Below are 14,288 nucleotides of genomic sequence, written 5' to 3'. Positions count from 1 at the left end.
CTGGCACATCGGTCTCAAGTTGTGGACACGACCTTTACACTTGCACGCCGGCGCCGCCGGTGACTGCGCGTTCGAGCGCCGCCGGGTCGAACACCTCGTTGCCGAGCTGCTGCCCGTCGAGCAGGACGGTCGGCGTGCCCTGGATGTGGATCTTCGAGGTCTCCGCCAGGTGGGTCTTGGCGTACGACTGCGAGGTCACGCACTCGTCCACCGAGGCGCCGGCCTTCCTGGCGGCGGCCACCAGCTCCTGCACGGTGAAGCCCGAGGCCGAGCCGTGCGGGGCGGGCTGCATGGCGTAGAGCTCGTCCCTGAAGGCCAGCCAGTTCTCCTCCGGCACGCATCGGGCGGCGGCCGCGGCCCTGATGGAGTTGGAGCGCATGGGCTCGTCCTGGAAGATCGTCACGGGGTGGAAGACGACCTTGAGCCTGCCCTCCCTGGCCAGCTTCTGGATCGTGCCGTCGACCTTGGAGTGCATCTCCTTGCAGATCGGGCAGTCGAAGTCTTCGTACACGTCGAGCACGGGCGCGTCGCTGGACCTGTCGGCCAGCACCATCGAACCGTCGAGCTGCCTGGTCAGGCGTACCGACCCGGCCGTCTCACCCGGCTCCGAGAAGGCCAGCACACCCAGCATCACCAGCGCCGCACACGCGACCGCGACCGCAACCAACCGCTTCATCATCCGCCCACTTCCCGCTCACCGATCGCGCAGACCCTACCAACGACAGGACCACTCTCCGGACGGCCACCCTGAACAGGACCGGCGCGGCTCCCTCATTGGTACCTGATGACGATGGGAGAACGCCGTGAGGGGAGAATGACCTTCATGAAGGCGAACCTCCTCGACCCCGCGGTGGGCCGGTACATCCTCGACCACTCCACCCCGCCCGACCCCCTGCTCGACGAGCTGGCACGGGAGACCGCCGAGGCGACGGGCGACGCCGCCAGGATGCAGATCTCCGCCGACCAGGGCCGGTTCCTGACCATGCTGACCCAGCTCGCGGCCCCGGCCGTGGCGGTCGAGGTGGGCACGTTCACCGGCTACTCGTCGGTGTGCATCGCGCGGGGATTGTCCGGCGGGCGGCTGCACTGCTTCGACGTGAGCGAGGAGTGGACGTCGATCGCCCGGCGCTACTGGGAGCGGGCGGGCGTGAGCGACCGCGTCTCGCTGACGATCGGGCCCGCCCTGGAGACGCTGGCCGCCTTCGACGAGCGCATCGACCTGGCCTTCCTCGACGCCGACAAGGGCAACTACCCCGGTTACTACGAGTTGCTGGTCGAGCGGCTGCGGCCGGGCGGCCTGCTGCTGGCCGACAACACGCTGCGCAGCGGGCACGTGGCCGACCCGGCGCACTCCGAGCCGACGACGGTGCAGATCCGCGAGTTCAACGACCTGGTGATCGAGGACCCGCGGGTGAGCGTGGTCATGCTGCCGGTCGCCGACGGGATCACGATGATCAGGAAGAACCACTAGATCGCGGGACGCCGCCGCCGTTACTCTGAGTGATCCTTTGGAAACCCCCCGGGAAAGCATGAGGACGGCGGCATGGTCAGGCCCCTGGAAGAGCGCTACCGCACCGTGCGCGAACTGTTCCCCGAGTTCCGCATCGAGACGGTCCAGGGCCGGATCGTGGTGAACGAGCCGGGCACCTGGCAGCACAACACGATCCTGTCCCGGACGTTGTTCCAGCTCGCCACCGCGGCGGCGGTCCGGGGCTGGGAGATCTGGCCGAACATCACCGTCTACCTGGGCCCCGGCCACGATCTCTACGTGCCCGACCTGGCCGTGGTCCCGCGCCGGCCGCGGCTGCACGAGGAGCACGCCGTCCACGGCGCCTCGACGATCCTGCTCGTGGACGTCGTCTCGGTGGCCACGACCTACGACGTGCACTTCGTCAAGACGGGCGGTTACGCGCGCGGCGGGGTGCCGCTCTACCTGGTGATCGACCCGTTCCAGCGGCTGGTGACGCTGTTCGGCGGGCCGGGCGGGCCGCGCTACCGCAGCGAGAGCGTCGTCTCCCTGGGCGAGCCGGTGTTCCTGCCCGACCCGTGGAACCTGCACGTCGACACCGCGGCCCTGACGGAGGCCGGCGCCTGAACGCCGGCCGTCCGCGCGGCTCTAGCCGATCTTGTGGATCCAGTTGCGGGTGTCGGGACGGGCGCCGTACTGGATGCCGACGAGCTCCTCGCGCACCCGCATCGTCACCGGGCCGGGGGTGCCGTCGGCGATGGTCCAGGAGCGGTCGTCGCCCCTGACCGAGCCCACCGGCGTGACCACGGCGGCGGTGCCGCACGCGAACACCTCGGTCAGCTCGCCGGAGGCGCAGGCGGACTCCCACTCGTCCACCGAGATCAGCCGCTCCTCGGTCTCCAGGCCGAGGTCGCCGGCCATCTCCAGGATCGACTCCCGGGTGATGCCGGGCAGCAGGGTGCCGGTGAGCGCCGGGGTGACGAGCTTGTTGCCGAAGACGAAGAACAGGTTCATCCCGCCCATCTCCTCGACGTACTCGTGCTTGTGGGCGTCGAGCCAGACGACCTGGTCGCAGCCGTTGTCGACGGCCTGGCGCTGGGCGACGAAGGCGGCGGCGTAGTTGCCGCCGCACTTGGCGAAGCCGGTGCCGCCGGGCGCGGCGCGCGTGTACTCGGTGGACAGCCAGACCGAGACGGGCTTGATGCCGCCGCTGAAGTACGAGGCCGCCGGCGAGGCGATCACCATGTACTTGTAGGTCTTCGACGGGTAGTTGACGCCGAGCCCGGCCTGCGTGGCGAACATGAACGGGCGCAGGTAGAGGCTGTGGCCCTCGGTGGTCGGCACCCACTCCTTGTCGGCCGAGACCAGCAGCTCCAGCGACTCCACGAACGCCTCCTCCGGCAGTTCGGGCATCGCCATGCGCTCGGCCGAGCGGTTGAAGCGGGCGGCGTTCGCGTACGGGCGGAAGGTCGCGATCGAGCCGGAGATCTGCCGGTACGCCTTCAGGCCCTCGAACAGCTCCTGCGCATAGTGGAAGACCGAGGTCGCGGGGTCGAGCGAGAGCGGCCCGTACGGCATGAGCCTGGCGTCGTGCCAGCCCTGGCCGTCGGTGTAGTCGATCGAGATCATGTGGTCGGTGAAGACCTGCCCGAACCCGGGGTTCGCCAGTACCTGCTCCCGCTCGGCCGCGGTGCGAGCGTGGTCGGAATGCTGCACGTCGAAGCTGAGCTTCTGAGCGATGGTCATGACGGCGGTCCTTCTCTCTACGAATCTGCGACTTCGAAAGCTGATTCTGGTAGCTACTGCCCGCGAGCAGTATTCGTACTTCCTAGTGTCTCGCGATTTGGGATAGCAAGAGGCAGTTGGGGTGGTTCGATCCGATGATCGCGAGAGAACGCCCCTGGTGATCGCCGGGAGACGCCTCCCGCGAACGCGAAAAAGCGCCTGGCAGTCCGCGTTCGGACCGCCAGGCGCGTGCGGGGCTAGGCGGTCCTAGCCGGCTACTCGCGCGGCGATGTCGTCGCCGATCTCGCTGGTCGAGCGGCCGGCGCGGCCGCTCACCCGCTCGGCGATGTCGGCGGCCACGGCCTGCTCGACCTTGGCGGCCTCGGCGTGCAGGCCGAGGTGGTCGAGGAGCATGCCCACGGACAGGATGGTGGCGGTCGGGTCGGCCTTGCCCTGACCGGCGATGTCGGGCGCGCTGCCGTGCACCGGCTCGAACATGCTCGGCGAGGTGCGCTCGGGGTTGATGTTGCCGCTGGCCGCCAGGCCGATGCCGCCGGCGATCGCGGCGCCGAGGTCGGTGATGATGTCGCCGAACAGGTTGTCGGTGACGATCACGTCGAAGCGCTCGGGCTGGGTGACGAAGAACATCGAGGCCGCGTCGATGTGGCTGTAGTCGGTGGTGACGTCGGGGAACTCCGCGGCCACGCGGTTGACCGTGCGCTGCCAGAGGTCGCCGGCGAAGGTGAGCACGTTCGTCTTGTGGACGAGCGTGAGCTTCTTGCGGGGCCGCGACTGAGCCTTCTGGAAGGCGTACCGCACGACGCGCTCGACGCCGTGGGCGGTGTTCAGCGACTCCTGGGTGGCGATCTCGTGCGGCGTGCCGCGGCGCATGACGCCGCCGGTGCCCGCGTAGAGGCCCTCGGTGCCCTCGCGGACGACGACCATGTCGATGTGCTCGGCGGTGGCGCCGGCCAGCGCGGTCTCGACGCCGGGGAACAGCTTGACCGGCCGCAGGTTGACGTAGTGGTCGAACTCGAACCGGAGCCTGAGCAGCAGGTCGCGCTCCAGGATGCCGGGCGGCACGCTGGGGTCGCCCACGGCGCCGAGCAGGATCGCGTCGTAGCCGCGCAGCTCTTCGAGCACCGCGTCGGGCAGCGTCTCGCCGGTGCGGTGGTAGCGGGCTGCGCCCAGGTCGTAGTGGGTGGGCTCGATCTTCGTGCCCACGGCCTCCAGGACCTTGAGCCCTTCGGCTACGACCTCGGCGCCGATGCCATCCCCGGGGATGACGGCCAGGCGGATGTTACGCGACTCCATGGGCGGTACCTTACCGGCTCGTCTCGGCTGACGAACACATCATCTCAACAACCGGACAATCCGTTTTGGGGGGATTGCGACCTTTTGACCGTTTCGTTAGAGTCCGACGAGCCTAATCCACGCAGCCGCTGCGTGGAGCCGGGGACCCACCTTTCCCCCCGGGGCGAATCGGCCGCGCCTCCCCCCGAGGAGCACCGCCGTAGGGCTACTTCCAGGCCCGAGCCCGTCAGCTAACCCGGCCGGCCACGTGGAAGGACAGTCCCCTGTCTAGCATCGCCATCCTTGTGGCGGTGGCAGCGGGCGCCGCAGGTCTCGCGCCTGCCGCCCCCGCGGCTCCCGTCGCTCCCGCCGCCCCCGCGGCTCCCGCCGCTGCGGCCGCCCCCACCCCCTCCGTCACCCTCACCGGCCCCCAGGTGAAACAGGTCCAGCAACGGCACGTGCCGAAACCGGCCTGGAAGGTCGCCCTCGAATACGCCATGGACAAGCGCGGCACCCCGTACGTGTGGGGCGGCGCCAGCGAACGGGGCTACGACTGCTCGGGCCTCATGCTCCGGGCCTACGAGGACGCCGGCATCGAGCTCCCCAGAACCGCCGCGGAGCAGTACGGCGCCTTCTCCAGGAAGATCTCCTGGAAGGACCTCAAGCCAGGCGACCTGGTGTTCTTCAGCGGCCTCGGCCACGTCGGCATGATCTCCAAGCCCGGCTACATGGTCCACTCCCCCCACACCGGCGACGTGGTGAAGGAGGAACGCCTGTCGCAATGGCGCAGGCAGGCCTTCGTCGGCGCGGTACGCCCCGACCCCAAGGGCGTCAAGCGCTGGGCCGCCTACAAGCAGCTCCAGAAGGCCCCCGCCCCCGCCATGCTCACCGCGACCCTGTGACGACGACCTTCCCCGGGGCGTGCCCCTCCTCCTGGTAGCGGACGGCCGCCGGGAGCTCGCCGAAGGGGAAGGTCCTGTCGATGACCGGGGTGACCGCGCCCCGCTCGATCAGCCCGGTCAGCGTCAGCAGGTTCGCCCTGTTGCTCCCGCAGCGGACGACGTCCGCCCTGACGATCCGCTGCGGGACGAAGGGCCCCGACGCGAGCGCGGCGAACATGTGGCCGGCCGGCTGCACCCAGCGGCCGGCCGGCCCGCCGACCAGCACGTACGTGCCCTTCCTGGTCAGCACGCGGCGGCAGTCGGCCGGCCGGCGTCCGCCCGCCACGTCGAGCAGCAGGTCGAAGCGCCGCCCCGACGCCGCGAAGTCCTCCTTGGTGTGGTCGATGACGTCGTCCGCGCCGAGCGAGCGCACCAGGTCCGCGTTCCGCCCGCTGCACACCCCCGTGACGTGCGCCCCCAGCGCCTTGGCGAGCTGCACGGCGAACGTGCCCACGCCGCCGGACGCGCCGTTGACCAGCACTTTCTGGCCCGGCTGGAGGCGTCCCTCGTCGCGCAGCGCGATCAGCGCGGTGTTGGCCGCCATCGGCACCGCCGCCGCCTGCTCGAACGACAGGCCCGCCGGTTTGGCCGCCACCTCGCCCTGCCGCAGGCAGACGTACTCGCCGAAACCGCCCCCGAGCGACATCGCGTACACCTCGTCGCCGGGACGGAACAGCGTGACGTCCTTCCCGGCCGCCTCCACCTCCCCCGCCACGTCGGCCCCGAGGACGGCGATGCGAGGCCGGCGCAGCCCGACCCCGCCGCCCATGACCCGGGCCAGGTACGGCTCTCCCCGCATGAAGTGCCAGTCGTAGGGCTGCACGGACGTGGCCCGCACCCGGACCAGCACCTCGTCGTCGCGCGGCACGGGCCGCTCGACGTCGGTCAGGACGAGCTGGTCGGGCGAACCGAACGAGCGCAGGACGTACGCCTTCATCGCTTTTCTCCCTTGTGCTGCCGCCGATGTGCCGCCAGTGTGGGCGCGACCTGCGCGGACGCTCAACGGTCGAAAGGCGACGGCTCGATGGCCGAAAGTACGACCGCCCTCCCGCCGATGGTGCGAATCAGGACCGGCCGTCCGCGCGATGACCGGGCGCGGGCGCGGGCGGCACGCTCTCAGGCATGAGATGGATCGCACCCGCCGGGCTGCTCGCGCTCAGCGTCGTCCCCCTGGTCGCCGGCGCGCTCCGGCTGACCGAACTGGCCGCGGGCGCCCCCGTCACGGCGGACAACGCGCGCTTCTTCGCCATGCCGGCGCCGGTGTTGCTGCACATCCCGGCGTCCCTGGTGTTCTGCGTCCTCGGCGCGTTCCAGTTCCAGGCCCGGTTCCGGGCCCGGCGGCCGGGGTGGCACCGCGCGGCGGGGCGGGTGCTGGTGGTGTGCGGCCTGGTCGCGGCGCTGTCGGGCTTGTGGCTGACGCTCTTCTCCGACCTGCCCGCCGGCGACGGGACGCTGCTGGCCGCCTTCCGCCTGCTGTTCGGGACGGCCATGGCCGCCTGCCTGCTGCTCGGCCTGGCCGCGATCCGGCGGCGCGACGTGGCCCGGCATCGCGCGTGGATGACCCGCGGGTACGCGATCGGGCTCGGCGCGGGCACGCAGGCGTTCACCCTGGCGTTCGGGCTGGCCGCCTTCGGGCCGCCCGGCGAGCTCGGCCGGGCGCTGCTCGTCGGCGCGGGCTGGGTGATCAACCTCGCGGTGGCCGAGTGGGCCGTCCGCCGGGGCCGCGGACCCCGGCGCGTCCGTGGCGGTCGCGGAGGCCCTGGCGGTCGCAGAGGCCCTGGCGGTCGCAGAGGCCCTGGGGTTCGCGGAGGCCCTGGCGGTGGCGGAGGTCAGGTGCGTACGCGGTCGGTCTCGTAGGCCCACATGGCGATCTCGACGCGGTTGCGCACGCCGAGCTTGGTCATCAGGCTCGCGACGTGGCTCTTGACCGTGCTGAGCGAGATGTGCAGCTCGCGGGCGATCTCGCTGTTGGTCCGCCCTCGGGCCACGGCGCGCAGAATGTCCTCCTCGCGGCCGGTGAGCGCCTCGACCGGCTGCGCGGGCGCCTCCGTACGCCCGGCTCCGGCGAACGCGGCCAGCAGGCGCGCGGTCACGCTCGGGGCGATGAGCGCCTCGCCGCCGGCCGCCGCGGTCACCGCCTGGGCCAGCAGCGCCGGGCCGGCGTCCTTGAGCAGGAAGCCCCTGGCCCCGGCGCGCAGGGCGGCGTAGACGTACTCGTCGAGGTCGAACGTGGTGATCACGACCACCGCCATGGGGTCGGCGACGTCGGGCCCGGCCAGCTCGCGGGTGGCCGCGATGCCGTCGAGACCGGGCATGCGGATGTCGAACAGGCACACGTCGGGGCGCAGGCGGCGGGCCAGTTCGACGGCCCGCCTGCCGTCGCCGGCCTCGCCGACGACCTCGATGCCGGGCTGGGCGTCGAGGATCATCCTGAGCCCGGTGCGGGCGATCTCCTGGTCGTCGGCGACCAGCACCCGGATGGCCGCCACCCCCTCCGGGGCAGCTCCCACGGCCTCCTGCCGGGCGTTCATGCGGTCTCCTTCGGCAGGACGGCGGTGACCGTCCAGCCCCGGTTGGGGTTGGGGCCCGCCTCGCAGGTGCCGCCGAGCAGGGCGGCGCGTTCGATCATGCCGATCAGGCCGTAGCCGGGCGCGGCGACCCCGCCGGCGCGGTCGCCGTCGTCGCTCACGGTCAGGCGTACGGCGGCGTCGTCGGCGGTGACCCGGACGGTGATGTGGGTGGCGTGGCGGGCGTGCCGCCGGGCGTTGGTGATCGACTCCTGGGCGATGCGGTAGAGCGCCGCGCCGGCCGAGGGCGGCAGGTCGCCGAGCCCGTCGGCGATCTCCACCTCGACGGCCGGGCCGACGCGCGGGCGTCCGGCGAGCCGCCGCAGGTCGTCGAGGTGGCGGCCCGGGGTCAGCTCCGCCGGCTCGTTCCTGCGCAGCACCCGGACCATGGCCCGCATCTCGGCGAGCGTGCGCGACGCCTCGGCCTCGATCACCCGCAGCGCGTCGGTGGCCGCGCCCGGCTCGGAGGCGGCGGTGGCCAGGCCCGCCTGGGCGCGGATGGCCATGGCCGAGACGTGGTGGGCGACGGTGTCGTGCAGGTCGCGGGCGAGCTGTTCGCGTTCGAGCAGTTTGACCTGGTCGAGCTCGCGCAGCCGCGCCCCGGCCCGGTAGCGGAAGGCGCCGCCCAGCCCGACGGTCGCGACCAGCACGCCGAGCGCCGGGACGACGTCGCCGGGCGCCATGCGTCCGGAGAGCAGCGACAGGCCGACCGCGACCAGCCCGGCCGCCATCCCGATCACGGCCTCGCGCCCCGATCCCCACCGGAACAGCGCGTAGAGCACGATCGTGACGAACGCCAGCGTGTACGTCTCCACCGGCTCGCCGCCGGTCAGCAGCGGGGCCAGGGTGGTGGCGCCGAACACGATCGCGACCATGAGCAGCGGCCTGGCCCTGCGCCACAGCAACGTGGGGATCAGCGCGACGGTGACCGCCGTCGAGACCACCGGCCAGCTCAGGTCGGGCCGCAGCACGCCCTCGATCACCGCGGCCGGAACGAGCACCGCGACGAGCGCCCAGTCGCGCCACACCCGCACCGGCGGGCCGGGAGGACGAGGCTCGCGCCACACGGAACGAAGGAGGCCGGCCACCCCCTCATCGTAGGCGCGCCCCCTCCTCCCCGCACCGTCCCGAACCCCGCCCGCAGGCGCGCTCCGGAGCCACCGGCCTGCGGGGGTCAGTGCTTGCGGGCGTCGAAGATGAGGTCCCAGGCGCGGGACTTGGCGTGCGCGACCGCCCCCAGCAGGACGCCGCTGTCGCCCAGCGCGCTGGCCACCACCCGCGGGCGCAGCGGCCCGAGCTCGGCGATGCGGCGCTCCACGGCCGCGCCCAGCAGGTCGAGGTTGCGCCCCACTCCCCCGCTCAGCACGATCACCTCGGGATCGAGCACGGCGGCCACGGCCACCAGCAACCCGCCGATGCGCCGGCCCTCGGCCTCCACCACCGACCTGGCCGCCTCGTTCCCCTCGGCGGCGGCGGCGAAGACCTCCCTCGCCGTCTCCAGTTCCAGCCCCGCCGCCCGGGCGGCGCGCACCACACCGGGCGCGGAGGTGGCCGCCTCGGTGGCCCCGTGCGTGAAGGGGTCGGCGTCCTGCGCGGGAGGGCCGGTGAGGGGGTCGTCGGCGGCCGGGATGTAGGAGACCTCGCCCGCCGCCCCCCGCGCCCCGACGTAGAGCTCGCCGTTGATCACGATGCCCATGCCGACGCCGGTGCCGATGGACACCAGGGCGAAGTTGGCCTTGCCCCGCCCGGCCCCGTGGGCGTGCTCGCCGACGGCGGCCAGGTTGATGTCGTTCTCGATGACGAGGTCGACGCCCAGGGCGGCGTGCAACCGGTCGGCCAGGTCGGGCGGGCCGGGCAGGTTGGGGGCGAAGTCGAGGCCGCCGCGCACGGGGTCGTACACACCGGGCGAGCCCACCACCGCGCAGGTGATCGAGCGCCACTCGACCTCGGCCTCGCGGGCCGCCGCCCCGGCCAGCTCGCCGACCAGCGCGGCCAGCTCGGCGGAGGTGCGGGCCGTGTTGCGGCCGTCGGTACGCCCCGCGAACGCGCCGCGCAGGTCGGCCACGGCCACCCTGATCCAGTCGCGGCCGATGTCGATCCCGGCGACGTGGGTCGAGGCGGCGTTCACGTCGTAGAGCGAGGAGACCGGGCCGGGCCGTCCGGACACCTCGCCCACCAGGTGGACCAGGCCGTCCTCGGCCAGCCCCGCCAGGGCGGCCGAGACCGTGGGCTTGGACAGGCCGGTGCTCTTGGCCAGGTCGGCGCGCGAGGCGGGGCCGTGCTCGTGCAGCTGGTCGAGCAGACGGCGCTCGTTGAGCACCCGCAGCAGCCGTGGATTCGCCAGGTCGCGTCGCATGTCCGGCCTCCCTCCGAGGTGCACTCTAGCCAACACGCCTGATAGTAAACTACCTTTCTTACCAAGCGGGGGCGGGCATCTTCTGAGAGGACGAAGTGCGATGCACCGAGCTTGGCGACTCATCCCCGCGGCGGCGGTCCTGCTGGCCGCCGCCTGCGGGAACAGCACCACCGGCACGACCACGACCACCACTCAGGCCGAAGGAGCGCGCAAGGGCGGGACGATCGCCCTGTTCCTCCCCGAATCCAAGACCACCCGGTACGAAGCCTTCGACCGCCCCCTGTTCGAGGCCAAGGTCAAGGCGTTGTGCCCCGACTGCAAGGTGATCTACGGCAACGCCGAGCAGGACGCCGCCAAACAGCAACAACAGGTCGAGGCCGCGCTCACCCAGGACGCCGACGTGCTCGTCCTGGACGCCGTGGACGCCAACGCGGTGGCGCCCCTGGTCAACCAGGCCCGGCAGAAGAAGGTCCCGGTGGTCGCCTACGACCGGCTGATCTCGGGGATCGACTACGCCTACTACGTCTCGTTCAACAACGTACGGGTGGGCGAGATGCAGGGTCAGGCGCTGCTCGACGCCATGAACGCCAAGGGCACCACGGCCAAGGGCCAGATCGTGATGATCCACGGCTCGCCCACCGACCCCAGCTCGGCCGACTACAAGAAGGGCGCCAAGAGCGTCCTGGACGGCAAGGTCAAGGTGGGCAGGGAGTTCGACACCCCCGACTGGAGCCCCGACAAGGCGCAGCAGCAGATGGAGCAGGCGATCACCGCCATCGGCCGGGACCAGATCGTCGGCGTGCTGTCGGCCAACGACGGCATGGCGGGCGGCGCCATCGCGGCCATGAAGCGCGCCGGCTACAAGGAGCTGCCGCCCATCACCGGCCAGGACGCCGAGCTGGCCGCCGTGCAGCGCATCCTCACCGGCGAGCAGTACATGACCATCTACCTGGACATCAGGCGGGAGGCGGAGAAGGCCGCCGAGCTGGCCGTCGCCCTGACCAAGGGCGAGCAGCCCGCCGCCACCTCCAAGGTGAACAACGGCACGGCCGACATCCCGGCCTTCCTCCTCGACCCCATCGCGGTCACCGCCGACAAGATCAAGGACACCATCGTGAAGGACGGGTTCTACAAGGCCGACCAGATCTGCACGGCCGAGGTCAAGGCCGCCTGCGCGAAGGCGGGCATCGAGTAGATGATCGCGGCGACCGGGATCTCCAAACGGTACGGAGCGGTGCAGGCGCTCGACGGGGCAGGGCTGGAGCTGCGTCCCGGCGAGGTGGTGGCGCTCATGGGCGACAACGGCGCGGGCAAGTCGACGCTGGTCAAGACCATCTCCGGCGCGGTCGTGCCGGACGCGGGCCAGATCACGGCCGACGGCGTGCCGGTGCGCGTCGCCACCCCGCACGACGCGCAGGCGCTCGGCATCTCGACCGTCTACCAGGACCTCGCGCTCTGCGAGAACCTCGACGTCGTGGCCAACCTGTTCCTCGGCGCCGAACGCCGCCGCTGGTCGGTGCTGCGCCACCTGAGCATGGAACGCGCGACCCGCGACCTGCTCGCCCAGCTCGACGTGCGCATCGGCGACATCAGGGTGCCGGTCTCGACGCTGTCGGGCGGCCAGCGGCAGTCGGTGGCCATCGCCAGGGCGCTGCTCGGCGAGCCCCGCCTGGTCATCCTGGACGAGCCGACCGCCGCGCTCGGCGTCGAGCAGACGGCCCAGGTGCTGGCGCTGATCCGGCGGTTGCGCGAGCGCGGGCTCGCGGTGCTGGTCATCTCGCACAACCTCGCCGACGTGCACGAGGTGAGCGACCGGGTGGTGGTGCTGCGTCTCGGACGCAACGCCGGTGAGTTCCGTACGGCCGAGGCCTCCCGCGAGGAGATCGTGGCCGCGATCACAGGAGCGGGCGAATGACGGCGATGCCGATCACGGTGACCGGACGGCTGCGGCAGGGAGAGGCCGGCGCCTGGCCGGTGGTCGGCGGCCTGGTGGCGATCACGATCGTGTTCAGCACGCTCAACGAGCGGTTCCTGTCACCCGAGAACCTCACCAACCTGGCACTCCAGATGGCCGCCACGGGCACGATCGCGCTCGGCGTCATCATGGTCCTGCTGCTCGGCGAGATCGACCTGTCGGCCGGCTCGGTCAGCGGCCTGTGCGCCACGATCATGACGATCGCCCACGTCAAGCAGGGCTGGAACGCCCTGCTCGCCATCCTGCTGGCGCTGGCGGCCGGCGCCGCGATCGGGCTGCTGCACGGGCTCATGCTGACCAAGCTGCGGATGCCGTCGTTCGTGGTCACGCTGGCCGGGCTGATGGGCTGGCTCGGGCTGCTGCTCTACCTGCTGCGCCAGGGCGGGACGATCAACCTGCCGTTCAACGGGTTCATCTCGGGGCTGAGCGACACCTGGCTGCCGGGGTGGCTGTCCTGGGCGCTGGTGATCGTGCTGGCGGGCGGCCACGCCGGGATCGCCACGCTGGCCAGGCGGGCGCGGCTGGCCGCCGGGCTGCCCGTGGCGCCGGCCTGGCAGGTCCCCGTGACGGCGGGCGGGCTGGCGGTCGTGCTCGGCGCGGCGGTGGCGGTCATGTCGGCCGACCGCGGGGTGCCGCTGCTGCTGGTGCTCTTCGGCGCGCTGGTGGTGCTGCTCGACCTGGTCCTGCGGCACACGGCGTTCGGCCGTCACCTGTACGCCGTCGGCGGCAACGCCGAGGCCGCCAGGCGCGCGGGCATCAACGTGACCAGGATCAGGATCCTGGCGTTCGTGCTGGCCTCGACGCTGGCGGCGGCGGGCGGCGTGCTGGCCGCCAGCCGGCTGTCGGCGGTCAACCAGGGGTCGGGCGGCAGCGACATCCTGCTCATGGCCATCGCCACGGCGGTCATCGGCGGCACGTCCCTGTTCGGCGGACGGGGACGGGCCTACGCCGCACTGCTCGGAGTGCTGGTCATCCAGTCGATCACCAACGGCATGTACCTGCTGAGCGTGGACTCCTCCGTCCGGTTCATGGTGACGGCCGGCGTGCTGGCCCTGGCGGTGGCGATCGACTCGCTGGCCCGCAGGGGCGCCGCCCGGTGAGCCGGGTCCTGGGCATCGACGTCGGCGGGACCAAGGTCGCGATCGGGGTCTCGGGCTCCGACGGGCCCGTGGTCGCCGGGCGCACCCGGCTGGACACCGGCCCGGACACGCTCGTCCGGGCCCTGGCCGCCGCCCGCGCCCTGGACGCGCGGCCGGCCGCGGTCGGCTTCTCCACCTGCGGGGTGATCAGGGACGGCGTGGTGCGCCTGGCGCCGAACGTCCCCGGCTGGGAGGGGCTGGAGCTGCCCAGGCTGCTGGGCGAGGAGTTCGGCGCGACGCCGGTGGCCATCGACAACGACGTGAACGCGGCGGCGGCGGCCGAGCTGCGGTGGGGCGCGCTGCGCGGCGTCTCCACGGGCGTCTATCTCAACCTCGGCACCGGCCTGGCGGCGGCCCTGGTGGTCGGCGGCCGGGTGGTGCCGGGCGCGCACGGCGCGGCGGGCGAGATCGGCTACCTCCAGGTCACGCCGGGGCAGGCGGCCTTCGCCGACGGGCGGGCGCCGCTGGAGGAGCTGGTCTCCGGCGCGGGGCTGGCGGCCAGGGGCGGCGCGCTGCTCGGCCGCCCGACCACGGCGGAGGAGGTGCTCGCCGCACGTTCCGGGCCGCTGGCGGAGCTGGTGGCGCAGGCATTGTCGGTGCTGACCATGACCGTGGCGAACCTGTGCGTCACCCTCGACCCCGAGGTGCTGGTCGTGGGCGGCGGCATGATGGGCGCGGCCGAACTGATCGTGCCCAGGCTGGCCGGGGAGGTGCGGCGCGCCGTGCCGTTCCCGCCGGAGATCCGGCCCGGCCGGTTCACGGACGACGCGCCGCTGCTCGGCGCGCTCGCCCTGGCCCACGCCGCGGCGCGGGCCTGAGGGCGG

15 protein-coding genes and 1 riboswitch are annotated in these 14,288 nt (G+C 72.4%); of the genes, 8 read left to right on the top strand and 7 right to left on the bottom strand.

Annotated features, from left to right (window positions below):
- Positions 1-34 precede the first annotated feature (34 nt).
- A complete protein-coding gene (locus ACIBQ8_RS47685; protein WP_397172491.1) occupies positions 35-679 on the bottom strand; it encodes a DsbA family protein in 645 nt (214 codons plus the stop codon).
- A gap of 144 nt (positions 680-823) precedes the next feature.
- Between ACIBQ8_RS47685 and ACIBQ8_RS47680 the strand changes: the two genes are divergently transcribed.
- Both ACIBQ8_RS47680 and ACIBQ8_RS47675 read left to right on the top strand, forming a co-directional pair.
- On the top strand, positions 824-1,471 hold the full coding sequence (locus tag ACIBQ8_RS47680; protein WP_397195498.1) for an O-methyltransferase: 648 nt from the start codon (positions 824-826) through the stop codon (positions 1,469-1,471).
- Positions 1,472-1,543: 72 nt separating this feature from the next.
- A complete protein-coding gene (locus ACIBQ8_RS47675) occupies positions 1,544-2,095 on the top strand; it encodes a Uma2 family endonuclease (RefSeq protein ID WP_397195497.1) in 552 nt (183 codons plus the stop codon).
- A gap of 21 nt (positions 2,096-2,116) precedes the next feature.
- On the opposite strand, the gene ACIBQ8_RS47670 is transcribed toward ACIBQ8_RS47675, so the two are convergent.
- Both ACIBQ8_RS47670 and ACIBQ8_RS47665 read right to left on the bottom strand, forming a co-directional pair.
- Positions 2,117-3,214: a branched-chain amino acid aminotransferase gene (locus tag ACIBQ8_RS47670; protein WP_397172493.1), complete on the bottom strand. Its 1,098-nt coding sequence runs from the start codon at positions 3,212-3,214 to the stop codon at positions 2,117-2,119.
- A 246-nt stretch (positions 3,215-3,460) separates the two neighbouring features.
- The gene (locus tag ACIBQ8_RS47665; protein WP_397195496.1) at positions 3,461-4,507 is read right to left on the bottom strand and encodes a 3-isopropylmalate dehydrogenase; all 1,047 of its coding nucleotides are present in this window, start codon (positions 4,505-4,507) and stop codon (positions 3,461-3,463) included.
- Between the two features lie 99 nt (positions 4,508-4,606).
- Positions 4,607-4,767: riboswitch (cyclic di-AMP (ydaO/yuaA leader) on the top strand.
- Positions 4,768-4,797: 30 nt separating this feature from the next.
- On the opposite strand from ACIBQ8_RS47665, the gene ACIBQ8_RS47660 reads away from it, so the two are divergent.
- The gene (locus ACIBQ8_RS47660) at positions 4,798-5,388 is read left to right on the top strand and encodes a C40 family peptidase (protein ID WP_397172497.1); all 591 of its coding nucleotides are present in this window, start codon (positions 4,798-4,800) and stop codon (positions 5,386-5,388) included.
- On the opposite strand, the gene ACIBQ8_RS47655 is transcribed toward ACIBQ8_RS47660, so the two are convergent.
- Entirely contained in the window at positions 5,372-6,364 is a 993-nt protein-coding gene (locus tag ACIBQ8_RS47655) for an NAD(P)-dependent alcohol dehydrogenase (RefSeq protein WP_397195495.1), read from the bottom strand. The genes ACIBQ8_RS47660 and ACIBQ8_RS47655 overlap by 17 nt on opposite strands.
- A 185-nt stretch (positions 6,365-6,549) precedes the next feature.
- Between ACIBQ8_RS47655 and ACIBQ8_RS47650 the strand changes: the two genes are divergently transcribed.
- Positions 6,550-7,284: a DUF2306 domain-containing protein gene (locus ACIBQ8_RS47650; protein ID WP_397195494.1), complete on the top strand. Its 735-nt coding sequence runs from the start codon at positions 6,550-6,552 to the stop codon at positions 7,282-7,284.
- Here the strand turns inward: ACIBQ8_RS47650 and ACIBQ8_RS47645 are convergent.
- The 3 genes from ACIBQ8_RS47645 to ACIBQ8_RS47635 all read right to left on the bottom strand — a co-directional run bounded on the left by ACIBQ8_RS47645 (position 7,257) and on the right by ACIBQ8_RS47635 (position 10,350).
- Positions 7,257-7,958 carry a response regulator gene (locus tag ACIBQ8_RS47645; RefSeq protein ID WP_397195493.1) on the bottom strand — a complete coding sequence of 234 codons (702 nt, stop codon included), beginning with the start codon at positions 7,956-7,958 and terminating at the stop codon, positions 7,257-7,259. The genes ACIBQ8_RS47650 and ACIBQ8_RS47645 overlap by 28 nt on opposite strands.
- Positions 7,955-9,082, bottom strand: coding sequence for a sensor histidine kinase (locus tag ACIBQ8_RS47640; RefSeq protein WP_397172503.1), 1,128 nt, complete (start codon positions 9,080-9,082; stop codon positions 7,955-7,957). The genes ACIBQ8_RS47645 and ACIBQ8_RS47640 overlap by 4 nt, the downstream gene beginning before the upstream one ends.
- 86 nt (positions 9,083-9,168) lie before the next feature.
- Positions 9,169-10,350 carry an ROK family protein gene (locus ACIBQ8_RS47635; protein WP_397195492.1) on the bottom strand — a complete coding sequence of 394 codons (1,182 nt, stop codon included), beginning with the start codon at positions 10,348-10,350 and terminating at the stop codon, positions 9,169-9,171.
- Positions 10,351-10,450: 100 nt separating this feature from the next.
- Here ACIBQ8_RS47635 and ACIBQ8_RS47630 point away from each other — a divergent pair, with 100 nt between their 5' ends.
- Genes ACIBQ8_RS47630 through ACIBQ8_RS47615 form a run of 4 tightly spaced genes read left to right on the top strand, consistent with a single transcriptional unit; the run spans position 10,451 to position 14,282 of the window.
- Positions 10,451-11,545, top strand: a complete 1,095-nt coding sequence (locus tag ACIBQ8_RS47630) for a sugar ABC transporter substrate-binding protein (RefSeq protein ID WP_397195491.1) — start codon at positions 10,451-10,453, stop codon at positions 11,543-11,545.
- Complete coding sequence (locus tag ACIBQ8_RS47625) at positions 11,546-12,265, top strand: ATP-binding cassette domain-containing protein (RefSeq protein WP_397172508.1); 720 nt, start codon at positions 11,546-11,548, stop codon at positions 12,263-12,265. It abuts the gene before it with no gap.
- Complete coding sequence (locus ACIBQ8_RS47620; RefSeq protein ID WP_397172509.1) at positions 12,262-13,425, top strand: sugar ABC transporter permease; 1,164 nt, start codon at positions 12,262-12,264, stop codon at positions 13,423-13,425. Before ACIBQ8_RS47625 ends, ACIBQ8_RS47620 begins: the two co-directional genes overlap by 4 nt.
- Entirely contained in the window at positions 13,422-14,282 is an 861-nt protein-coding gene (locus tag ACIBQ8_RS47615) for an ROK family protein (RefSeq protein ID WP_397195490.1), read from the top strand. The genes ACIBQ8_RS47620 and ACIBQ8_RS47615 overlap by 4 nt, the downstream gene beginning before the upstream one ends.
- Positions 14,283-14,288: the final 6 nt, after the last annotated feature.

This window comes from Nonomuraea sp. NPDC049646, assembly GCF_044465525.1.
GTDB lineage: Bacteria > Actinomycetota > Actinomycetes > Streptosporangiales > Streptosporangiaceae > Nonomuraea.
The sequence above is the reverse complement of the archived record's forward strand: the minus strand, read 5'-3'. Positions and strand labels throughout refer to the sequence as shown.